Annotated in this window: 21 protein-coding genes; 3 read left to right on the top strand and 18 right to left on the bottom strand. The window is 44.4% G+C overall.

From position 1 onward, the window contains the following. The first annotated feature begins 52 nt into the window (after positions 1 to 52). Together HMPREF1548_RS20660 and msrB are read left to right on the top strand one after the other, a co-directional pair. Complete coding sequence (locus HMPREF1548_RS20660; RefSeq protein WP_021638485.1) at positions 53 to 847, top strand: SGNH/GDSL hydrolase family protein; 795 nt, start codon at positions 53 to 55, stop codon at positions 845 to 847. 329 nt (positions 848 to 1176) lie between these two features. Beyond that, a complete protein-coding gene (msrB, locus tag HMPREF1548_RS20655; protein ID WP_286138171.1) occupies positions 1177 to 2184 on the top strand; it encodes a peptide-methionine (R)-S-oxide reductase MsrB in 1008 nt (335 codons plus the stop codon). A 214-nt stretch (positions 2185 to 2398) separates the two neighbouring features. On the opposite strand, the gene HMPREF1548_RS29145 is transcribed toward msrB, so the two are convergent. From HMPREF1548_RS29145 to HMPREF1548_RS20615, 9 genes are all read right to left on the bottom strand, one after another. Continuing rightward, the gene (locus HMPREF1548_RS29145) at positions 2399 to 2590 is read right to left on the bottom strand and encodes a flavodoxin (protein ID WP_418504465.1); all 192 of its coding nucleotides are present in this window, start codon (positions 2588 to 2590) and stop codon (positions 2399 to 2401) included. A 345-nt stretch (positions 2591 to 2935) separates the two neighbouring features. After that, on the bottom strand, positions 2936 to 3151 hold the full coding sequence (locus HMPREF1548_RS20650; protein WP_021638482.1) for a hypothetical protein: 216 nt from the start codon (positions 3149 to 3151) through the stop codon (positions 2936 to 2938). Positions 3152 to 3359: 208 nt separating this feature from the next. Further along, positions 3360 to 3890, bottom strand: a complete 531-nt coding sequence (locus tag HMPREF1548_RS20645) for a hypothetical protein (protein WP_021638481.1) — start codon at positions 3888 to 3890, stop codon at positions 3360 to 3362. Further along, complete coding sequence (locus HMPREF1548_RS20640; RefSeq protein ID WP_021638480.1) at positions 3866 to 4435, bottom strand: hypothetical protein; 570 nt, start codon at positions 4433 to 4435, stop codon at positions 3866 to 3868. The genes HMPREF1548_RS20645 and HMPREF1548_RS20640 overlap by 25 nt, the downstream gene beginning before the upstream one ends. Then, positions 4410 to 5357 (bottom strand): ComEC/Rec2 family competence protein, encoded by a 948-nt coding sequence (locus HMPREF1548_RS20635; RefSeq protein WP_021638479.1) that lies wholly within the window; start codon positions 5355 to 5357, stop codon positions 4410 to 4412. Before HMPREF1548_RS20635 ends, HMPREF1548_RS20640 begins: the two co-directional genes overlap by 26 nt. A gap of 111 nt (positions 5358 to 5468) precedes the next feature. Beyond that, positions 5469 to 6101 (bottom strand): hypothetical protein, encoded by a 633-nt coding sequence (locus HMPREF1548_RS20630; RefSeq protein WP_021638478.1) that lies wholly within the window; start codon positions 6099 to 6101, stop codon positions 5469 to 5471. Further along, positions 6091 to 7374 (bottom strand): AAA family ATPase, encoded by a 1284-nt coding sequence (locus HMPREF1548_RS20625; protein ID WP_021638477.1) that lies wholly within the window; start codon positions 7372 to 7374, stop codon positions 6091 to 6093. Before HMPREF1548_RS20625 ends, HMPREF1548_RS20630 begins: the two co-directional genes overlap by 11 nt. 282 nt (positions 7375 to 7656) lie before the next feature. Next, the gene (locus HMPREF1548_RS20620; protein WP_021638475.1) at positions 7657 to 7947 is read right to left on the bottom strand and encodes a flavodoxin; all 291 of its coding nucleotides are present in this window, start codon (positions 7945 to 7947) and stop codon (positions 7657 to 7659) included. Positions 7948 to 8490: 543 nt separating this feature from the next. After that, entirely contained in the window at positions 8491 to 9717 is a 1227-nt protein-coding gene (locus tag HMPREF1548_RS20615) for an IS110 family RNA-guided transposase (protein WP_021638474.1), read from the bottom strand. A 368-nt stretch (positions 9718 to 10085) separates the two neighbouring features. Between HMPREF1548_RS20615 and HMPREF1548_RS20610 the strand changes: the two genes are divergently transcribed. Continuing rightward, a complete protein-coding gene (locus HMPREF1548_RS20610) occupies positions 10086 to 10568 on the top strand; it encodes an NUDIX hydrolase (protein WP_021638473.1) in 483 nt (160 codons plus the stop codon). Positions 10569 to 10598: 30 nt separating this feature from the next. On the opposite strand, the gene HMPREF1548_RS20605 is transcribed toward HMPREF1548_RS20610, so the two are convergent. From HMPREF1548_RS20605 to vanR, 9 genes are all read right to left on the bottom strand, one after another. Next, complete coding sequence (locus HMPREF1548_RS20605; RefSeq protein ID WP_035323193.1) at positions 10599 to 11717, bottom strand: ABC transporter ATP-binding protein; 1119 nt, start codon at positions 11715 to 11717, stop codon at positions 10599 to 10601. Positions 11718 to 11794: 77 nt separating this feature from the next. Further along, a complete protein-coding gene (locus tag HMPREF1548_RS20600) occupies positions 11795 to 12634 on the bottom strand; it encodes a carbohydrate ABC transporter permease (protein ID WP_021638471.1) in 840 nt (279 codons plus the stop codon). 132 nt (positions 12635 to 12766) lie between these two features. Continuing rightward, the gene (locus HMPREF1548_RS20595; protein ID WP_021638470.1) at positions 12767 to 13627 is read right to left on the bottom strand and encodes a carbohydrate ABC transporter permease; all 861 of its coding nucleotides are present in this window, start codon (positions 13625 to 13627) and stop codon (positions 12767 to 12769) included. Next, positions 13605 to 14852 carry a hypothetical protein gene (locus tag HMPREF1548_RS20590; RefSeq protein ID WP_021638469.1) on the bottom strand — a complete coding sequence of 416 codons (1248 nt, stop codon included), beginning with the start codon at positions 14850 to 14852 and terminating at the stop codon, positions 13605 to 13607. The genes HMPREF1548_RS20595 and HMPREF1548_RS20590 overlap by 23 nt, the downstream gene beginning before the upstream one ends. Next, positions 14842 to 16833 carry a biotin/lipoyl-binding protein gene (locus tag HMPREF1548_RS20585; RefSeq protein WP_021638468.1) on the bottom strand — a complete coding sequence of 664 codons (1992 nt, stop codon included), beginning with the start codon at positions 16831 to 16833 and terminating at the stop codon, positions 14842 to 14844. The genes HMPREF1548_RS20590 and HMPREF1548_RS20585 overlap by 11 nt, the downstream gene beginning before the upstream one ends. 22 nt (positions 16834 to 16855) lie before the next feature. Continuing rightward, complete coding sequence (locus HMPREF1548_RS20580) at positions 16856 to 17536, bottom strand: hypothetical protein (RefSeq protein WP_021638467.1); 681 nt, start codon at positions 17534 to 17536, stop codon at positions 16856 to 16858. Positions 17537 to 17556: 20 nt separating this feature from the next. Then, positions 17557 to 19674, bottom strand: coding sequence for an extracellular solute-binding protein (locus HMPREF1548_RS20575; protein WP_353612058.1), 2118 nt, complete (start codon positions 19672 to 19674; stop codon positions 17557 to 17559). A gap of 131 nt (positions 19675 to 19805) precedes the next feature. Further along, on the bottom strand, positions 19806 to 20951 hold the full coding sequence (locus HMPREF1548_RS20570; protein ID WP_021638464.1) for a sensor histidine kinase: 1146 nt from the start codon (positions 20949 to 20951) through the stop codon (positions 19806 to 19808). Further along, complete coding sequence (vanR, locus tag HMPREF1548_RS20565) at positions 20938 to 21645, bottom strand: VanR-ABDEGLN family response regulator transcription factor (RefSeq protein WP_021638463.1); 708 nt, start codon at positions 21643 to 21645, stop codon at positions 20938 to 20940. Before vanR ends, HMPREF1548_RS20570 begins: the two co-directional genes overlap by 14 nt. Positions 21646 to 21839: the final 194 nt, after the last annotated feature.

Genomic DNA, 21839 nt, shown 5'->3' with positions numbered 1-21839 from the left:
ATGTGCTTATCACGAGTCAGTTACAAATTATACACCGAAAGGAAGAATAGCAATGAAAGATTATGATTTGCCTCTGTCAAACATCATATGTGACGGAGGAATGATGAATATTTTCCGCTCTGTCGGCTGTATCGGAGACAGTCTGTCAAGCGGCGAGTTTGAGTATGACAATCATGGGGAAAAGGGCTATTGGGACTGCTATGAATATTCCTGGGGAAAGCAGATAGAGCGCATTACCGGAATTGAAATGACCAATTTTTCCCGGGGAGGGCTTACAGCTTTTCAGCTTTACATGGATGCGGATACGGGAACAAGCCCGGTTGATGATATCAATCAGCTTTTTCATCCGGAGAATGCCAAACAGGCCTATATTATCGCACTGGGCGTTAACGATTTGAAAGGACAGGGCAATCTGCAGACCTTCTACAGCGGTGAGGTGGAAAATGCGGAAACAGATATTGATTTAGAGGATTACACACGCAATAGAGGCACCTTCACCGGCTGGTATGCAAAAATCATCCAGCGGCTGCAGACCATCCAGCCGGATGCAAAATTTTTCCTTGTCACCATGCCCAGGGAGGATGGCAGCGAGGAAGGCTTTGTCCGGATAATAAATGATATCGCAGGAAAGCTGAAGAACTGCTATGTAATTGATCTGTATTCCTATGCGCCGCCCTACGACGAGGCTTTCCGGCAAAAATATTTCTGCGGCCACATGAACGCCATGGGCTACCTGCTGACAGCGCATTATTTTATGACTTATATTGACTGGATTATCAGACACAAGCCAGAGGACTTTACATATGTGCAGTTTATTGGAAGCGGTTTCAGACCGTATGCAGAATAAAACAGCCGACAGACTGCTAATACTATAGATAAATAAATACTTTTGTTAAATTGCTGCTGTAGATAAATTAACACTGTAGAAAAATTCATGTCATAGATAAATCGATGCTGTGGATAAAAGTGATACTTCGGTAAAAACTGCTTGACGTTTTATACTGTAATTGATATTATTACAGTATAAAGTGAGGGATTCTTATGAAATTAAAGGGGATAATTGTATCTATTATTTTATTTTCATTGCTTCTTTATATCTGTTCTGCGGCATCTAACAGCACAGCAGATAATTTACAGGCAGATTCAGCCTTAACGGCAGAAAGCGAGGTATCTTCCATGAGAATTAAGAATGCGGAAAACATGGAAATCATAGAAACAGACCTGGAAAATTTAAGGGAAATCTATTTTGCAGGCGGCTGCTTCTGGGGCGTGGAAGAATATTTTTCAAGAATCCCGGGCGTTTATGATGTGGTTTCCGGCTACGCCAACGGCAATACTGAGAAGCCGACCTATGAAGGGGTCTGCTCCAATACCACAGGCTTTGCGGAGACAGTGCGCGTCCGGTATGATCCGGCAGTGGTTTCCCTGCGCATACTGACCGGGCAGTATTTTAAAATAATCGATCCCATCAGCGTAAACCGGCAGGGCAATGACAGAGGCACTCAGTACCGGACCGGAATCTTTTACACGGAGGAAAAGGACTGTGCCTCCATTCAGCCTCTCATGAATGAAATACAGAATGATTATTCCGAGCCGCTGGCGGTAGAGCTTGCGCCGCTGGAAAATTTCTATCCGGCCGAGGACTACCACCAGGACTATCTGCAGAAGAATCCGGGCGGTTATTGCCACATTGATTTTTCCAGTCTGGAGGATTTGACGGTAAGCGCCAATGGCACCGTGGGAATCCGCATTCCGGAAAAAGAACTGCGGGAAGAGCTGACACCGCTTCAATATGAGGTAACCCGGAATGCCGCCACGGAAAGGCCCTTCACCGGGGAATATTGGGACTGCAACGAACCGGGGTTATATGTAGATATTGTTACCGGAGAGCCGCTCTTTACCTCTGCCGACAAATTCGATTCCGGCTGCGGTTGGCCCAGCTTCACAAAGCCTGTGGAACCGGAAGCCGTAACACAGCTGGAAGACAACAGCCACGGTATGAAGCGCATTGAGGTGCGCAGCCATGACGGTGATTCCCACCTGGGGCATGTGTTCGAGGACGGCCCCGCAGAATCCGGAGGACTCAGATACTGCATCAACAGCGCCTCCCTGCACTTCATTCCACTTTCCCGGATGGAGGAGGAAGGGTACGGTGCCTATATTCCTCAGGTGCTTGCACAGTGAAAAGCTTTTCCTGTCTCCAAATAAAAGCTTGAAATTTCCTAATATGAGACAATGCGCAGAAGCCTCTGCGCATTGTAGTATTTCAGTATAATATGGCTTTCGCCATCTTTTTTAGTTCCTCCCGCTTAACTTTGTTGGCTGTATAACTATATTACTGTATTATAATACGTGTGTTACTATGTTTCTGTATTATCGCATTACCGTATTTCTCATGTTACAGTCCCAGACTCTCCATCCAGGCTTCAAGCTCCTCCTTCTCCGCATATGAGCTGAAGCGCCTGCCGGGCTTCCAGTTTGTTTCCGCGCAGCAGGACTTTTTCAAAATATCTACGGTATTGCCTAATCCGCTTCCGCCGGAGGTACAGAATGGAACAATCGTTTTTCCTGAGAAATCATAGCTTTCCAGGAAGGTTTGGATGATGCGCGGTGCCTCATACCACCAGATTGGGAATTAAAATTTGTCTCTCTTCGTAAAATGTTTATATTTAAAGGATTTCAACACAATACACGCTTTTTTAGTTTTATATTGAATTTGCCTTATAATCTCATTATAAAATTTATTAAAAAGATAAGCAAATACCTGGATTACATAAAACGCTATACACGCAGGACATAAGTTGCTTTCTCTTTTTTCTATCTTCTATAAATATTCATCCAAATACACAAAAAAGCCCAAGCACCATTTCTGATAATTAAGCCTTTTGCTAAAATTGTGTCACCACTGGTGTCACAATTTGCAATCTTAACATTATTACAATTTTAAATATTCTAATCTTGTTTTCTCCAATGCCTTCTCGAGTTTCTGACTTTCTTTTTTCAGTTCTTCGTTTTCCCGCTTTAAATTCTCCAATTCTATCTTATAAATCTCTTTCTGTTTTTCCAGACCATATTGCTTGACTTCCTTCCAAATTTCCGTCATCTGCTCTATATCCTGTTCCCTTTTTACTTCATCAAGAACCGCTCTCACTCTTTCTTTATTTTCATCATGTTCACCTAATTACCAGACTTCGCTTTTTCCTCCAATAACCATATCTCCATCCGCCTATGCGTTCAATTTTTCCAGTTTCCACCATTGACTTCATCAGGCGTTTTGTAGAACGTTCAGAGCCGTCCGCTAAAATCACTGTTTGAGCCTGTGAAAACTTGGTTCTTCCTTTAATTATTGCCAATATTTTTTAATCCCGGGGAGATTTCATCCGCTTATCTTGCTCTCCTTTTGCCTCATCAATGGCTCCTACCCGTTTACATACAAACCTCATCTGTTTCTTATAACTAAACAAAAACAGCGTTGCACAACCTAATAAAAAGCAAAATTCCCAATTTTCCAAGAACCAACCAGTATTTTCCTTAAAGCAACTAAAAATCTTTATAAATAGCAAAATCAAACTGGCTGTCAATATGGAACGATAATAATTACAAATTTCTGCCAAAGTTCTAACTTTTTCGTTTATTTTTTCAGCTTTTACATATTCATTATAGTCAACTTCTTTAATAAAATTGCATTTTAGTAAAAGTGGTTTAATTATAAGTGAACCCAAACGATTAATTATAAATCCCATAAAATAATAAACAACAATTTCTTCTCCTATATTGTCTACAGGAAGTTCCAATCCACACAATAATCTAAGCGCCATTCCAAAAAATGCTCCAGGCAATAAGTTTGTCATGATTTCATATGAATCTAATTTTTCAATAATATTTTCCATCCCATTCCTCCGTAATCTTTCGGCAATAGAACCGGTGAAATCAATTCAAATGCCTCACTTAGTGCATCTTTAAATTCCTTTTTTCGCTTCGCAAATAACACTCTTTCTGATCTTGATGTTGGAAATCCAAAATTTCCAACATCACTAATCAAGTTAGTCTGCCTTAGCTGACATCCACCTTCTATAGACAATTCCTGTTTTGCAAACCACAACTGTATATGTGGATTTATTAGCCTCAACCTGCCAAGCACTTCTTTATCCGCTAACGGTGTCCAAATACAGGTATTAGCAACAACGAACTCACTGTCCGCTACGCAATTCATGGAACTTAACAATATTATATCTCCGATATGTGCCGTTATAAAACTTCCATCTATTTCTTCTTTTGACATGCAAACATAAAATCCTTGAGGTACCCCCTTTATCTGAATATACTTCCATGGTGTTACCTCCGCTTTCGTTACTTTTTGTATATATTTACTTCGTGAAATTAACTGTCCTTCGTTTTGAATAATATCTCTACCTGCCCCTATAATCCACTTCACCTAACTTCACGCCTCCAGAACTTCCACCTCTGCCTCCTGTATACCTTCCAACATTCTCTGGCAAATATACTACTCCGTTTTTGGTGTTTTTTGCAGGTGCAAAGTTCTCATCTGCCATATATTCCTCCAGTTTATCAGAGCCTCCGCTAGTTGCACCAGAGCCAGTATTATCCGATACTAAATACAATTTTTCATACTGATAATCACCTAATTTTTCAAAAATCTTCTGTGCATTATCCAGTTTTCCATGATGCGGAAGCTGAATTATATGATAACTATTCAAGTTATACATGTATTCTGGCGTTGCATCTCCACATAACAGAATACATTGCGCATTATCTAGTTTCACCTTTAACTGAATACTAGCCGCATTCATTACAGTTTCTCCATCAATTTTAGCTCCTGCATTTTCTGAGTCTATTGCCGCAGCAACAACACTTGCGAATTCATCTTCATTCGGCCCAACGACTACTGCCACAGATACATCCGTATTAACTATCGCATTTTTTACTTCAAATTCGTATTCCTCCGCTTTTAAAACAATTTCACAAATTTTATCGAATATTTTTAAAATGCGTTCTCTCGTAGCTTTTGGTGTTCTTCTACCATCATCCAGAATGTCCATAACCTTCTTTGTACTTTTCAGATATAAAGATGTATATAGCGTAACTATATAGCCTTTTGTATAAAGAAAATCCATCAGACTAATTACACCATCGGTATGGTCGCTATCGTTGTGCGATACAACAATATGTACCTGCTTAATCAAACGATTCTTCTGCAGAAAGTCCTCCACTTCTTCTGCATGCCGTTCATGCCCACAATCATACACAATCAGGGTACTGCTATTATATAACAAAATACAATCCCCAAACCTCGTATCTGTGTCCTCATCATAGTGACTTAATGCTTTTAATTTCATAATATGTTCCTTTCTGCAGGTATAACGTCCTGCCCATTTATAATAGCATTCTTTTTATTGGCTGCTATTTTTTATATATCGGGTGGAGATGTGGATATCTCCATCCCGATTTTAATCCTCAATAGCATTATTAATTTCTTGAATCCACTGATCATTATCCGATGAAAAATGTTCCATGAAATTCCCAAAATTACTGCTTCCCTTGATTGAGTCATCCGTTGGAAGTTTCTTTATACGTTTCTGCATTTCCTGATAATTATCCTTTGTAATTCCAGAAAACAATGCCTTCCGTTGATCAGCTCTTCCCTTGTAGCTTTCAACACCTGTAAGGTTAAAAATAATTGGTGCATTCTTTTTCTTTTTATGGGATTCCAACATTACTTCATCCCAATGTTCAATGATAATCTGCATGGTACAAGGATTTCCGAATATCACAACCTGATCTGCTGCATGTTTTGTTCCATGAACTTCGTTAATTTTTCTTTTTATGTCACCATACTGCTCATACGGTTTTTTATCTGTATCACAAAATACAAGAACCAAATCATAAGAGCCATTCTGATATTTATCTTGATAACGGGCCGGAATATTTCCATTTCCCTCTGCGTTCTCCAATACAAATTCGTACATCTTACTCCAGACTTGCAACGAAATCAATTTGTCCAAATATTCATACTCTTCATCACCTTCACAGATAATACATATCCTGCTGCCAGAAAAAATCTGGGGGATTCTATTTGTCATTGGCAAAATCCCCTTTCTGACTTCCTTTTATGCTCAGCAAAGAACGTATCAATTCTGGGTCCGGAACTGCTCCTAACACACCTTTTCTATATTTTTCCATAACATCGGTTGTATCTCTTACTCCCTGCCCCGCTGTAAACTGTGCCAGCGAATATACATATATTCCTTCTTTATCTTTATGGATAAACCAAATCTGTTCTTTTCGGAACATTTTTTTACAGTCCATCAAATTAATATCATGGATTGTAAATATCATCTGTGCATTTGTATTCAACTCGTTATTAAACATCGCAACAATTGCCCTGGTCAATTTAAAATGAATGCTACTATCTAATTCATCAACTACAAGTATCCTCCCCTGTTCCAAACCTTCTATAATATAGCTTGCAAGAGCAGCTATTTTTTTTGTTCCCGTTGAGTCAAAAAGTATACTTGGAACCGCTACCCCCTTATATACTGATACCAAACGAATCTGATCCATTAGCCGGTCTGGAATATCCAGTGCTTTTTCTTCTGGTTTTCCCTCTGGCTTTTCAACATCAATTTTTAACGGGAGTTTATCTATATCCATATATTCAAAGTCATCCATATACAAATCAGCATTTTTTATGAATTCAACCACCTTTTTCTGCAAATCATTTTCATTTTTCATTAGATTAATAGTTCGTTCCATTGGAATATTATTCATATTAACAATGTCAATTTTTGAGGCAAAGCCAACTACAATCTGCTTCATTTCTGCCAAGCGTTTAAATTTACTGATATCAATCATATGAATTAACAGATTACTTTGTGATACAAACGGAATCATTTTTAATAATTCCTCATCCTCATATGCGTATTTTGAATGAATTGAATCTTTCAGAAGCCATACGACTTCTTTTTCATTCCCATATTTGTCTTTCAAAATTTCTGAAAATTTTTCAAATGGATATTCCTTTTTTTCCACATCATACCGAAAATCATACGAAAACTCTCTTCCGTCCCATAAGAAAGTAATTCCAAGCTCACAAATGGAATTGTTATGAAAAAGATTTGGCATAATTGCGGAATTTTGATTTACAAGAGCTTTCTTGACTGCTTTAATACATTTCACAAGGCAAGTCTTACCTACATTATTGGGACCATATATTCCAGCCGTTTTTAAAATATTGAAATTATTTTTCCTGTATACATTAGAAGTGAATTTACTGCTTCTCATGTCCGCTTTCATTGAAAATGCTATCTCATCGTAAAACGAGAAACAATTTTTCGCTCTCAATTCTATAATCATGTCTGTTTCCTCCAGTTTAGGAATGCCCTTATTCTTCTTTCTTTATATTATAACACTTTTAATTTTTTATGCAATATTTTTTCACAAAAAATATACTTTTCTTACTGTCATTTATAGTTAGGTACTAACACCATTGGTATTTATGGTTCTCTTTTTACTATTTTCGATAAATAAAAGGGCCTCCAGAATTGAATATTCTAAAAGCCTATTTTTCACCACACTATGTGCAATTTTTCTTTTTACTTGTGTATACCGTTCTTCTTTACCCTCATTTTTCCAACGCTATATACAAAATATACATCCAAAACCATACTCCATTTTAGGGAATCCAACCATGACAACATCCGCACTCTGAATATTAGCCGCAGAGCCATCAATCGCCGGTCTTGCCTTTTTGTCTTTCATTTCGATAGTACTTCTGCTTCGTTTATCGTTCAAGTCCAAATCTGCGGAACTGTACTTCTGCGCCGACTTAATTTCGTACAGTTCCCCGCCCACAGCATCTGCCAGTGTCCTGGCTAAGCGTGACGTTTCCCCACTTGCCGAAATGTATGCAACCAAAATATTACTCATAATGAAATCTCCTCTCAATAACAAATGGTCTGCCGTTACTGCTTATAATTATAAATTTGGGGGTTCGGTTTTGTCTAATGCCTATTTTAACTGGTGTGTTATTCATTTTTTGTGTTGCCGGACTTCCGAAAAATCACTTGTTGGAATTCGCCTATATTCGTAATACTTTTTATATACTGCTATCCATGAGTATATCTCAAATCAAAGACCCCGCTGCAAGCACGGGGTATCAAACTTGCAGTACTGCAGAGCAACGATGTCTTTGACCCTCGCGGCAGTCGCTAAATATCCATGCAAGCATGGCTACTTGGCTCGTTGCTCGCGGAAATAAAGTAGTGTGTTACTGGCGAACATGTTATACTAAGTTGAAAACCCAACATTATAGATTACATCTTTTAAGAGTCCAGCGGTGATATGTCAAGTATAAATTAAAAGTTTTTTTGAAGCATTTTCATATCATTTGCTGTAAAAAGGGTAACCTTAACAAGCCCTGCAAGGATTTGCTTTTTTTGTAGCAGGGTATTCGTCGGCAGGAATAGAAAGCTATTCTGCCGCCCGGTATAGACGGTTGTCTTTCAGCATCCGAAAGACTAACCGCACGAATTTACGGGCAGTTAATGCGAGTGCGCGTTTGTGTTGGTACCTGTTCACCTCTTTATATTTGGTGTGATAGAAGTTGCTGTACTCTGTGTCGCATCTCACAAGAGACAAAGCACCTTCACACAGGTAATACTTTAGAAATCGGTTGCCGGACTGTATCTGCCTTGTGTTTTCAGCTTCAAAGTCGCCAGACTGATGCTGTTTCCACGCAAGACCGGCATACTTCCCGAGTTGTGACTGGCTCGGGAAACGATTGATATCACCAATCTCCGCCATGATTCCGGCAGAGATCACCGGGCCGATGCCGAGGATGGATATCAATACGTTTGGCAGGAGTTCTGCCTGGGCGGTGATTGCCTTGTCAAACTCCTTGATCTGAGTTTCCAATGCCTTTATTGAGGTTATAGATATGGAAAGCACCTGGTTTACGGAGTCGTTTACCGTCTTGGGCAGGCGGTATGAGCTTCTGGCTGCTTTCTGGATGGCTTTGGCTACGGCATCCGGATCAGGGAAGCGGTTTCTTCCCTTTTCCATGATAAAGTCCGTAAGCTCATGTAAGTCCATGTAGGCCAATGCTTCTGCGGATTCAAACTCTTGGTAGACGGCAAGGGCTGTGGTGCTGAAGGTATCGGAAAATACCTTTTCCTGCGTCATCGAGGAATACTTCTTGAACAGGACATTCAGGAAACGCTGTTTTTCACGAACAAGGTTTTGGACAGCGTAGAAACGTGCCCTTGTGAGGTTTTGGAGCGCTTTGTAGCGGTAGTCTCCAAGGTAGACCTCTTTGTTGATTCTGCCGAAACGCAGGCAGTCCGCAATGATGAAGGAGTCCACAAAATCATTTTTAGGCAGGTCGTTATAAGCTTCTTTGAACTTTTTGACCTGCTTAGGATTGAGGACATGGATCTTCCGGCTGTAAGGAGCCAGAGAGGCATCTTCCCTTAAGAAATACACGAGGTTGTCGCCATAAACGGAAGTGGCTTCGAGACCGATGGTTACCGTGTCAAGGGAGTGGGAGGTCAGTGCGGAAAGAATCCTTTTCACCATCTGAGCAGAACCGTCTTGGGAGTTAGCAACAGAAAAGTTACTGTGCTTGCTGCCGTCAGGGAGCATCAGGTAAATGACATTGGATTTGCTGCTCACATCGATACCGACGTAAAGTGGGTTCATGTAATCACCTTCTTTCTATGTTGGATTTGAGTGTTCAATCGGTTTGGTAAAACCCATGATCACGGAGCATCGACACCCTCGCATATCAGAATCCGGTCTGAGATGGACTGATGCGAACCACACTGCCAGATGGCAGTCCATAGACTCAGACAAACAGCCAGCAGGTTTGAAGCTAACTTCCGTGTCAGGGGAACAGACTCACTATGAAGCAACCATTTCTGGTTCAACAGGAGGAAACAGAACTATTACCTGATTGACACTAAGGAACAATTATACCATGGGCTTTACTAAGCCGATTGAACAAATTTTATTCAGTTATCAAGGTACATTTATTGTATCTGAAAGATATTATACGAGGAGGAAACAGTATGTCTGATATATTGTTTAAGACGGATGATTATGTTTTTTCGTATCGGGCAGCCGGTATCTGCATACAAAATAACAGGATTCTTCTCCAAAAGCCCACAAACGATAATGGATTCGCTTTTCCAGGAGGACATGCTGCGTTTGGGGAAACAAACGAGGAAACGTTAATCCGGGAGTTCAAAGAGGAAATCGGTGCCGACATTTCAGTCGGTGAATTAAAATGGGTTGGTGAAATTTTCTTTCCATGGGGAGAAAAACCTTGTCATCAGATTTGTTTATATTATACAGTGGTAATTGAAGACGGGCATACGCCAAAAGAAGGCGCCTTCCTGGCGCAGGAACAGCTTGATGGCCGAAACTTTGAGCTTGAATTCCACTGGGTTCCGATTGATAAAATAAGCGATATTGAGATATATCCTGCAAACGCAATCCAGCTTTTAGAAAATCTCAATGATAATGTTCAACATTTTGTTTATCGAGAGTAAGGGCAATCGTTATGGTAACAGCCGAACCAGCTATCCCTGGCAATGGCAAAATGCCCGTCCCGTTTCTTTATGGAACAGATGGATTTTCTCAGACAGAAGGCTGATATATACCGCCTGCCCCGGCATCCCGGAATAATCAGCGCCTGTTATCATTGTAAGATCCGGCATTCCGGGAGCCGAGAGAAAAACCGCTGTCTCCCGCCCGGTATTTTCCACAATATTGATTTCCATCCGTATTGCGCCAGGTTCTCCTGGGCTGGCAGGTTTGATATGCTCCGGACGAATGCCTGCCGTTATTTCCCCTTGCACAGGTTCCTTCGGCAGCTTATCTTCATTCACAGGAATCCTGCGCTCTCCCAGGGTAAGGTAACAGCAGCCCTGCTCTGTGACAAGCCCTGTATCCCACAGGTTCATATGGGGAGAGCCTATAAATCCCGCAACGAACACATTCGCAGGATGTCCATATACCTCCTGAGGTGTCCCAAGCTGCTGCAGGACTCCTTCATTTATCACGGCAATGCGTGTTCCCATGGTCATTGCCTCTGTCTGATCATGGGTAACATAGATGGTGGTAACGCCCAGCTCCCTTTGCAGGGTTATGATTTCCCTGCGCATTTCCGTACGGAGCCTGGCATCCAGATTTGCCAACGGCTCATCCATAAGAAAAAGCTTCGGCTTTCTCACCATGGATCGCGCCAGCGCCACTCTCTGGCGTTGTCCGCCGGAAAGAGCGCCCGGTTTCCTTTCAAGTAAAGTATCTAACTCCAGCTTCTGCGCCACCTCAGCCACCCTGCTTTTAATTTCCTTTTTTCCGGAATGCCGCATTTTAGGGGGAAATGCAATATTGTCCTTCACTTTCATATTGGGATACAGGGCATAGTTCTGAAAAACCATGGCAACATCGCGGTTCTTCGGCGGTACCTTGTTCATGCTCCTCCCATCCAAAATGATTTCTCCGCCACTGATATTCTCAAGTCCTGCTATCATGCGCAGCAGCGTTGTTTTTCCGCATCCGGAGGGACCGACAAAAACAATAAATTCACCCTCTTTTATTTCCATATCCATGTCTATGACAGCATGGACATTGCCCGGATACCATTTGTTTACCTTTCGAATCTGCAGGCTTCCAGTTAAACTCTCTTTTTCCATAAAGCCTTCCTCCATTTCTGCCCCGTAGCTGTCCCTCTTTGTTCAGTCTTTATTCTTTACAGACTTTTCCCGTTACTTCAATCCTTCATCCCGGAGGAAATAATGCCCTGTTCCAGATATTTCTGCCCGGACAGGAATATCAAAAGAGGCGGCATCAGCGTGATCAGTGAGGCAATCAGCGATATCCCTGCATTATCGGCAGTAATATTTGCCATATACAATGACAGTGGCCAGAGTTCCTGGTTCTTCAGAAATGCCTGCGGCGCTTCCATGGCATTCCAATATTCCAGGAATCCCAATACTACTGCGGAAAGAATCCCCGATGCCCCCAGGGGAATTCCAAGCCGGGCAAAAATCTGGAAGGGTGAGGCTCCGTCCACCGCCGCTGCCTCCATAACCGTTTCCGGTATCGCCATAAAGAAACGTGTCATAATGAATACGGGAAAGGTTGACGCCGCCCCGGGCAGGATGACGGCCCATACGGTATCAATCAGCCGCAGTTTATTCAGTACAAGATAGCTTGAAACCATGGTCACCTGGAAAGGCATCAGCATAAGGACAATATATAAGGTATAGAGCAGCTTTTTACCCCGGAAATTAAATCTTGCAAACGCCCATGCCGCAGGTGCCCCTAAAAAAATCTGCCCGATTACGACAGGGAAAACCTGCCTGCAGGAATTCCAGAATACTGTAAAAAACTGAGGCGTATCCAAAAGCAGCTCCACATAAGCCTGCAAAGTAGGATACTGCGCAATTACAGGCCATACGGCAGTTCCTTCCCCTCCTTCCAGAACCGGGGCAAGATTTTCAGACAATTCCGCACTCCCCATAATAGTGCCGGATAACAGCATCCAAAGGGGTATCCATATAAAAAAGGCGATAAAAACAAGTATCAACCCTGTCAGCCACTTTTTCATTTACGCTCCTATCTGCGTGCAAGGCACGCATATAATTCAAGGAGGCTGAAAGGCTTTTTTTCCTTTCAGCCTTGCTCCTATCCGCGCGCAAAACGCGCATAGAATTCTGGAGGGCTGAAAGCCCTTTTCCCATCATCCCTTTTCCTCCCGGCCCAAAACTTTCTGCAGCAGCATGATCAGTATAAATACAAAAAGCGCCATCATTACGGCTCCCGCGCACATTTTATCCACATCCAGATTGCCGTACCAGTTGTTGAACAGATGCTGCAGCATATAGATGCTTTCCTCCGGATAGCTTCCGGCAATCAGATAAGCCTCCCGGAATACCTTGAAAGAGTTCAGCAGCGAAAGCACCGTAGTGGTGAAAAAAACCGGCATAAGGTTTGGCAAAGTAATTTGCGTAAACCGCCTGATGCTTCCGGCTCCATCTATCTGCGCCGCCTCATATAAGGCCGGATTTATGGCGCCAAGCCCGGAAAGCCACAGCACCATATCATATCCAAAATTCTTCCATACATAGGCAAATACCAGCACCCCAAAAGCGGCCCTGCTCCCCATCCAGTCCACCGGCGCGGCATCCCAGAGCGCAAGAAAGGCATTGAGCAGGCCGTTTTTATGAAAAATCACACGCCACAAAAGGACAATCGAAGCCACCGGTATTGCCATAGGCACAAGAAATGAGGTTTTAAAAATTCCATGTGATTCCCTGAAGGCAGCCAGCAGCAGCGAAACCGCCAGGGAAATAACCAGCAGCAGCGGTATACAGACAAGGACAAATTTCAGTGTGTTTCCCGCAGCCAGCTTAAATGCGCTATTGTCCAATACTGCCAGATAATTTTCAAATCCCACGAACCTGCCGCCGGCGGCCTGAAAAAAGGAACGCCGCAGCACATCCAGAAGGGGAATGAATACCATAATACTTACAAAAATCAGGCTCGGCGCCAAAAACAGCCATGGCACGATACGTTCCCTAAAAGAAACTTCTTTTCTCATCTGAAAACCTCCCTTCCCCGGGAACAGCGGTAAGCTTCTCCTTCTGCCTGTAAAGCATGAAATCCACGGACAGCCACAGGCAGGGTATCAGGTACATTTCCCTGCAGAATATCATTTGGCAAGTCCGGGCCATGAAAAGGGACAGCAGGCTGAGCGCCAGCGTATATGCCGCACAGCCCAGCGACATGCCACTATAAGACCTTATGGATACCCGCATTGCGGCTATTGTCCCAGGCACAGAGGCGGCTATGGAAAATAATACTGTCATAATTACAGCAGTCATAAGCTCCATATCCCGGAAGGTGGAGCCTTCCGATATCCATGTAACCACATTTTTCCCATGTCCCATAACTAAATTCTCCCAAAACGCAAAGTCGGACCACCTCGTGGGAATAAATCCGGCGGGGATTCCCGGCAGGTCCATACAAAAAAACAAACCAGCCAGAACCAACAGGGCCGACGGTAGCCAGAAGGCCAGCAACGCAGGATAATGCCAAAGCCATTTCCCGCGCCTTATGACACGGCTGAGAATACCTGCTGCCAGAATAATGGCAGGAAACCTGACAATAATACCAAGCGCCCATTCTATCAGCGGCAGTTCAAGAATCATCCCCCCGGAGAAATCCGCGGCCAAAAGATAGCGCTCTGCCTTCTCCCTGGTTCCCGTCCCGGAAAATATCAGCTGCATATAGGACAGAGGCTCTTCTGACCCGGCCTGCGCCTGACGGAATATCCGCGGCTCCTCCCCCTCAAATACGCCGCGCACATAGAGCCTGTCTCCTTCCATTATTACCGGCATCCCGCAAACGTCCGTGCTTCCCCACAGGAAAAACGCCAGCCCCGAGCTGATCGCGCATCCTGCCAGGTCGTTTCCTGCCGGGAAGCCGCCGGAAAGCATGGCCGCTGCTGTAACAGCCCTGCAGTCGCCAAATACCACCACCATATCTGCTGCCATGCTTTTCCTGTCCCCGCTCATAACCTCATATCCTGAAGCCGCCTGCCATAGGGTGACCTCCGGCTGTTCTGCCGCCCCATCCTGCCGCGCAAAGGTCTGCTGTTTCACAAGAGCGGCCGGGCTGACGCCGCCGTTTTCCCATTTAACCTCCACACCCGGACAGAGGTTTACGGCCTTGCTGTAAAAAGTACAGGCTATGCACCAGAAAAAAACTGCCGTCAAACCCGATATCACCAGCGCCGGCCAATGAAAATGTCTTTCAGTTTCCAATACGAACCCTGTCTCCTTCCGCTATTGCCTTATTTGAACCTGTGATCACCTGATCCGCGTAGGTAAGGGCGCCCTCAACGCACATCATCTGGCTGTCCCTGTCTTTCACGGTTATATCAACTCTTGCAGTGACCCACTCCGTTCCCAGCACGGAATTCTGTTTGCGTATCACCAAAACGTGATCTCCTCTGGAATCGCTTCTGAGCGCCGTAATGGGAAGGCAGTTCTGATAAATCTCACTTTTCTTACTCAATGAAAGCTGTGCGGTCATACCGGCCGGATAGTCTCCCTCCGGCAAAACAGCAGTCAGGAAAACCTTCCCCTCCTCATCAGGCATGCTTATGGAGCTGATCTCTGCCGCTGACCTTTGAGTGCTGCCGTCAAGCCTGAACATAAGCTCCCCCTTGTCCCCCACCAGGAAATACCGTGCAGATTCTTCCTCCAAAAAACCTTCGAACAAAAATCCTTTATCATTGCAGGCAAGGGTAACCCCCTCTTCCCCTGCTTTTGTCCTGAATCCCTTTTCCACAGTACGCAGTACCGTTCCGGACACCGGCGCTGACAGGTATCCTCCATTATTTAAAATTTCCTGCAATTTATCCCGTAGTTTTTCTTTCTCCGCCAATTCGGACTCGCAGGTCAGTCTTATGATTTCCCTTTCTTTCTGTGACATCATCGCCTGCTGCTGCGCATTTTCCAACGCCAGCAGAGCCGCCTCGACCGCCCTTTGCGCTTTATAAAGGGCTTCTTCTGCCAGGTACTGATTGTCCTCAAATTCACGCCAGACATCGTTCAGGGTTCCCTTTGCGGCATCAATCGCTGCCCGGGCCTGCCTGACTGCGGCTTCATCGGAAAAATCCGTACGCTCTTTTGCCGCCGTCAACGCCGCATTTGCATCATTGAGAGAAGCCTGGGCTCTCTCTGTTTTTGTTTTCCAGCGTTCCTTTATGGCATTCAGGTTTTCAGCGGCGCTGTCATAGGACGAGGTTTTATATTCCGCATCTGACAGGTTTTTTTCTGCCTGCGTAAATTCCTCCTGTGCTTTGGAAAGCTCTTCCTTTGCAGCCTTCAGCTCCTCCGTATAATCCGTGTCGCCGCCGGGCTCCTGCTCCTCAATTGCTTTTTCAATATCGCTGACCGCCTGCTTTGCGGCATTAAGCGTACTTTCCGCCTGATTGTATGCCTCCAGCAGCTTCTGATAGGCATTCTTTGAAGCGTCCAAATTTTCCGAGGCTTCATCCAGCTCCTTTTCTGCGGCATGGATGGCATCCTCCGCCGCTTCCCTGACGCTATACAGATTTTCCTCCGCCTCCTTAACGACTGCCTCCGCTTCCCTGATAAGCTCCTGCTTTACCGCAGCGGCCGCCCTGTCATCCTCCGTCTCAGCAGCCGCCAGCTTCTCTTCACTTTTTGTATAGTCCTCCTTCAATCTTGTGTCTGACCGGACATATTTTGAAGCCAGGCGTTCATATTCCCTTTGGGCATCCTCAAGGGCGCGTTGCGCCGCAGCCACCTCATTACCGCCCCCGCTTTCGGAAAGATCAATTCTGAGAGTGAGGATATGGATTTCCTCTTCCAGCTTCTTCACCTGCTCTTCCATGGAAGGCACTTCAAAGGCAAGCAGCGGATCGCCCTTGTTTACCTGACTGCCTTCCTGAGCATTGACCGCCGTTACCCAAAGCCCTTCCGGCAATCTAATGCTTCTGTCGGCTGCCGCCTGGATCCTTCCTTCCACGAAAGCCCTTTCCGTAAGCGTCCCGCTTGCAAGGGTCGATACCGAAACGCTTGCTGTTGTGATGGAAAAGGAAACACGGGATATAACCGTGCATACAAACATCAGTGTAAAAAAAACGATAAGAGACTGTACGGCCATGCGCTGCATACTTTTTTTAATGACAGGTCCGTTTTTCTCTCCGGAAGCAAACATTTCCTTTTGCCGCTGAATAATCCTGTTTATTTTTTCTTCCCTATGTAATCGCATCGCTGTTCAGTCTCCTGCATTCTTATTTGAATTCAACCGTAATAATTCTGTCCGCCAGATAAGTGCCGTCTGCTTGCTGCTTTCCAAAGCATAATACGATATCCTTATCCTTGACTTCGCTTTTTCCGCAGTCTTCCAGAGAATAACTGCCCCCATCCGAGCTCACGATTCCTTTTTGAAACACTGTTTCGTCCGTATAAGCAACCTTTATGAAATGCGGCTCCCTGGAGGCTGCGGTTCCATCTGCAAAGGGGGAGGTATTGATGGCCAGGCCCGTTTCTGAACATTCGCTGGCCGCACCGTTTAAATCCGCTGAATTGAACATTTCGTTCGCATCTGCAAAGGTTTCCATTTCTGAATCTTTTTTTCCTGCACCGTTTTCCGTTTTTTCTGAAGCTTCTTCTGAAGTTTTTTCTGAAGTTTCCGCCAAAGCTTCTTCTGAAATCTCCGCTGAAGCTTCTTCTGAAATCTCCGCCGAAGCTTCTTCTGAATTTCCTTCTGAGATTTTCTCCACGCCGGCCGACGTACCGGAATGAGCGGCAGAATCACTATCCTGGTAATTGGCTGCTTCTTTTTCCGCAGCTCCGTTTTCTGTCCCCATATCTGACATATTTGTCCCGGCACAGCCGGTAAATAAAAGCATCCCGGTACAGATAACTGCGTACAGTCCAACCATTTTTACTTTTCCATCCTTCTTTTTCATTGTTTAAAATCCTCTCCTTTTTACATTTGTTCATTTATATAAAGGGTGGCGCGGCTCTGGATTGTTTCAGCCGCTTCCTTTACATTCTTTGCTCCCGAAAAATACGCTACGGCTTCCTCCAGTATGATATTTTCCAGTGCCTGGTTATCATTTACCACATAGGCCGCGCTGCTTAGAAGCTGCCTAGTTGCCTCCGCGTCCTCTGCCGCAGCGCTGCCGTTTTCATAAATCCATGCCCAGACGGATTTCCCTTCCATGGCAGCCTGCATGACGGCATCAAAGGCTCCCTTATGGACAGGAAGCATACTGCAGGACTTCTGATGCTCCTCACTCAGCAGCGTCCTGACGAATTCCCATGCGCCGTCCTTTTGGCTGCCGGCCGAAGCGATTCCTATTTTTACCTCGGGTATGAGCGCATGGTACTCGCCGTTACTGCCCGGAAGGCCAAGCAGCTTCAGATTCCCATGAAAATAGTCCCTGTATTTGGCGATATGGAAAATACTGAGAACAGCTTCATAGGCTGCCATGCAGGTGCTGTCCGGCTCTTCTCCAATGCCCTTTTGGCTGCCCTCCTGAATCTTTCCGGCAAACTCCAGCAATTTTATGAATTCAGGCGAATCAAAGGAACACTTGCCAGAAGTCCAGTCAACAAAGCTGTTGTCTGTCTGGAGCATGATTTTGAGAAAAAAGGCGCCCGACAGGTTGCTTACGGAATCCGCCCCATAGGTATTTAGCAGCTCCTCCAGATCCTGAAGCGTCCACCCGGTTTTGCCATTCATGCTTTCCCCATCCGCCAGCATTGTGGATACGCCCACCCCATCTGTAATATAAGGAAGTTTTCCGTCGAAGCTTATGGCGGTAAACACATTTTCAAAATAGTCTTCCCTGTGAATGTCCGGATCGTTCTCCATGTATGGATAAAGGTCCTCCAGCAGCCCTTTTTTGTGATAAACCTGGACCGGCAGATTGCTCATATCCAGAATATCCGGCATATCGCCTGAAATAATACGGGTGTTAAGATTCAAAACAGCACTCTCCCATTCCTCATCCGACACGTTCTGCTCATATGGAAAATATTCTGTCAGTTCAATCCGGTACCGGCTGTTTGTCTTATTAAAATCAGAAACAGCCTGAACCACCCCCGGCCCTGCCGTCAGGCTCACCATGCTCAGGGCAATTCGCTCATCCACCCCCTGGGAAAGCACGGCCAAATCATACGAAAGCTCTGCCCTCTGATCCGGGGAAGCTGTCAAAACAAGGAACCGTCCATCCGGAAGCTCGCCCAAATGCACATCCGACGCGCCCAGCCCCACATCCGTCCAGCTAAAGAGCTGCCTTCCTTCCCGCGCTCCGGCAGGATAGCCATACAAGCTGGAGGAATCAAACCGGTAGAAATTACTTGTGCTCCCCCCATACAGGCCTGCCGTTGCCCCCAGATGAATCCTGTCCTCACTCCAGTCCCTGCTTTTCATATCCACATGAAGCAAATCATAACTCATCCGATCCGCTGCAGAGGCACACACTCCAATCTGTCCTTCGGCAGTTGTTATTGTGGTCATGAGATTTCCCTCATAGCTAAGGGAAAACAAAAACTGCCCCGCATTATCAAACATATATGCCAGGGTATTTCCGCTTTTTTCCGCCACGCAGATATTCCCCTGCGCATCAATGCTCATAAACAGCTCCCTTTCAATGGAAGAAGGGGCTGAAGCATCCAGCAGCTCCGTCAGCTCAACGGTTTGGGCCTCCCCACCGTTTTTATCGAATTTTTTCAGATGATAGCTTCCAGCCTCCTCCATGGTAACCGCCCATATATTGCCCTTTGGATCAAAGGCAAAATTCAAAAGGGATACTGAGGCTTCCATAGTTAACGGCAGCTTTTGAAATCCCCCGTCCTCAACCGTCATTGATGCCAGATAGGAGACGCCGTTTGCCTCCGAGCAGCACATATACGCTTCATTGTCTTTAATCAGGAGCCTTGAGATACCTGTCACGGTATCCGGGATATCGTAAAAGCTTGCAACATAGGATGCATCGGACTTTTCGATACCGGCCTGTTTTCCGCAGGCTGTCAAGCCCAAAAGCATTGCCGCCAGCCCCAGGACTGTGATGCCCTGCCTTGTCATTTTTATTTTCAATTTCTGCCTCCTTTTTTAAAAAAAATTGCCTGTCCCCTCAGGCATATTCAGCATACCATTCAGGAACAGGCAGTGTTTTAAATTCATATAAACGATTTCTAAGAAACGGTAAATGAATTCTTAAGAAAACGCTAAGGAGCCATGGTGAGTTCCTCCCGTATCGATGGAAGCTCAATCACAAAAGAGGTTAATCCATTACTGCTTTCCGCTTTTATCCGGCCGCCGTGTAAGGTGACAATATCCCTGGCGATGGCAAGCCCAAGCCCGGAGCCTCCGGTTTCACTCTGCCTTGCACTGCTCAGGCGATAGAATTTGTCAAAAATCAGGCTGAGCTTATCGCCCGGAATCTCCCCCCTGTTTTCAAACCGGAGCACCGTTTTTTCGGGAAATTCCTCTGCAAAGACAGATATGACGCTTTCATCCTCGCTGTAAGCTATGGCATTTTTCAGAATATTATTGAAAACCCTGGCCAGCTTCTCAGAATCCCCATACACGGATATATCCTCGCCCACATTGTTTTCTATGCGCTTTTTGCAGGCGCTCAGCTGAGGATACAATTCTTCCGAAATCTGGACAAGCATATAATAAAGATCAATTTTAACCTTTTGAAGCAATATGGGTTCAGAATGATTGCGGGTAATTTCAAAAAATTCATTCACCAGTATCCGAAGGCGGTTCGCTTTTTCCCATGCAGTATGGATATATTTTAATTTCTTATCATCAGGCATATCTGGATTTTCATCCAAAAGACTTAAATATCCGATTACGGAGGTCAGGGGGGTCTTAATATCATGGGCCAGATATACGACAAGCTCATTCTTCTGCCGTTCGGTTTTCCTGGCTTCATCCGCCTGTGTTTTAAGCGTTTGTTTTGCATAATTCAATTTGTGCTCAACCGTTTCCAGCTCCGGAGACAGCGATATGGCGTCCCCATCCTCCATGAGCTTATCAATTCCGGATAAGACTTCATCAAAGTATCTTTTATAGGAATACAGAAGCATATAGAACAGCAAAAATACAAATATAATGATCACAATACCAAGAATAAACTGCATATTCGCCGTAACTGCCTTAAAATATATCATATCGGCCTGCTCCTCATTCAGGAAAAAAATATGCGCAATCCATAGGACAATAGTATCCGCCAGATGCCCTCTGGTCATCGCCCGCAGCAAAAGGACAGCTGACACCGCCCCCAGCATAATTCCCAGTCCCCTGAAAAAAATAATACGGTTAAGTTTTGTATAATCCGAATTTGTTTTTCTAAATTTTTTCAATCTTATATCCGACCCCCCATACCGTTTTTATATATCTGGGCCTTTCTCCGGTATCCTTCATTTTTTCACGAAGGTGGCGGATGTGTACGGTAATCGTATTATTGCTTTTGCTGTAATATTCTTCCTGCCAGACTTCATGGAATAATTCCTCTGAACGGACTACGCTGCCCCTGTTTTCCAAAAGTATTTTCAGTATCAGAAATTCCGTGGGAGTCAGCGTCAGGCTTTCTTCATCAATCCAGCATTCATATGTCTTGAGGTTCATAACCAGCCCGTCTTGCTTAAGAATCCTCTCTGCCGGCGGGATAATGGAATTTACATTATATTTCTTATACCGGCGAAGCTGGGCTTTTATTCTCGCGGTCAGTTCAAGAGGGAGAAAGGGCTTTGTAATATAATCATCCGCGCCAAGCGTAAGCCCGGTGATCTTATCCGTCTCCCCATCCTTTGCCGTAAGCATGATTACCGGATATGTGTATTCCTTATTTCGTATGAACTGGCATATGGAAAGCCCGCTGACATCTGGTAGCATGATATCCAATATGGCCAAATCAAAATCCACTCTCTCAATACAGGCAAGGGCGTCCTTCCCCGTATAGAATTTATATACCTCCATATTTTCGTTTTGAAGATACACTTCTATCAGATCCGCAATTTCTTTCTCATCGTCAACGACAAGTATTTTTTCCTTCATCACCGCTCTCCTTTTTATTTTTTATAAAACCGTTCTTTTTTTGCAGTTGCTTTTCTATACTTATTATATTGAGTCCGAATGCTTCATTTATTATTTATTGATATAAAATTTATTAATTATTTCCTAAGATGCCGTCTGTGTATCTTAAATTTTCATCTGCCAGGCGTACTCCGGTTCCTGTCCTGGTATAAAAA

The sequence above is a fragment of the Clostridium sp. KLE 1755 genome, from assembly GCF_000466465.2.
Classification (GTDB): domain Bacteria; phylum Bacillota; class Clostridia; order Lachnospirales; family Lachnospiraceae; genus Eisenbergiella; species Eisenbergiella porci.
Note: the sequence above shows the minus strand (reverse complement) of the source record. Positions and strands in the feature narration are given on the sequence as shown.

Bases quoted from the DNA above. Each gene is read 5' to 3' on its own strand.
- HMPREF1548_RS20615 (WP_021638474.1), bottom strand. From the start codon at position 9,717: ATGAACCCACTTTACGTCGGTATCGATGTGAGCAGCAAATCCAATGTC.
- HMPREF1548_RS20605 (WP_035323193.1), bottom strand. From the start codon at position 11,717: ATGGAAAAAGAGAGTTTAACTGGAAGCCTGCAGATTCGAAAGGTAAAC.
- HMPREF1548_RS20595 (WP_021638470.1), bottom strand. From the start codon at position 13,627: ATGAGAAAAGAAGTTTCTTTTAGGGAACGTATCGTGCCATGGCTGTTT.
- HMPREF1548_RS20580 (WP_021638467.1), bottom strand. From the start codon at position 17,536: ATGAAAAAGAAGGATGGAAAAGTAAAAATGGTTGGACTGTACGCAGTT.
- HMPREF1548_RS20625 (WP_021638477.1), bottom strand. From the start codon at position 7,374: ATGATTATAGAATTGAGAGCGAAAAATTGTTTCTCGTTTTACGATGAG.
- HMPREF1548_RS20635 (WP_021638479.1), bottom strand. From the start codon at position 5,357: ATGAAATTAAAAGCATTAAGTCACTATGATGAGGACACAGATACGAGG.
- HMPREF1548_RS20620 (WP_021638475.1), bottom strand. From the start codon at position 7,947: ATGAGTAATATTTTGGTTGCATACATTTCGGCAAGTGGGGAAACGTCA.
- vanR (WP_021638463.1), bottom strand. From the start codon at position 21,645: ATGAAGGAAAAAATACTTGTCGTTGACGATGAGAAAGAAATTGCGGAT.
- HMPREF1548_RS20585 (WP_021638468.1), bottom strand. From the start codon at position 16,833: ATGCGATTACATAGGGAAGAAAAAATAAACAGGATTATTCAGCGGCAA.
- HMPREF1548_RS20630 (WP_021638478.1), bottom strand. From the start codon at position 6,101: ATGACAAATAGAATCCCCCAGATTTTTTCTGGCAGCAGGATATGTATT.
- HMPREF1548_RS20645 (WP_021638481.1), bottom strand. From the start codon at position 3,890: ATGGAAAATATTATTGAAAAATTAGATTCATATGAAATCATGACAAAC.
- HMPREF1548_RS20610 (WP_021638473.1), top strand. From the start codon at position 10,086: ATGTCTGATATATTGTTTAAGACGGATGATTATGTTTTTTCGTATCGG.
- msrB (WP_286138171.1), top strand. From the start codon at position 1,177: ATGAGAATTAAGAATGCGGAAAACATGGAAATCATAGAAACAGACCTG.
- HMPREF1548_RS20660 (WP_021638485.1), top strand. From the start codon at position 53: ATGAAAGATTATGATTTGCCTCTGTCAAACATCATATGTGACGGAGGA.
- HMPREF1548_RS20600 (WP_021638471.1), bottom strand. From the start codon at position 12,634: ATGAAAAAGTGGCTGACAGGGTTGATACTTGTTTTTATCGCCTTTTTT.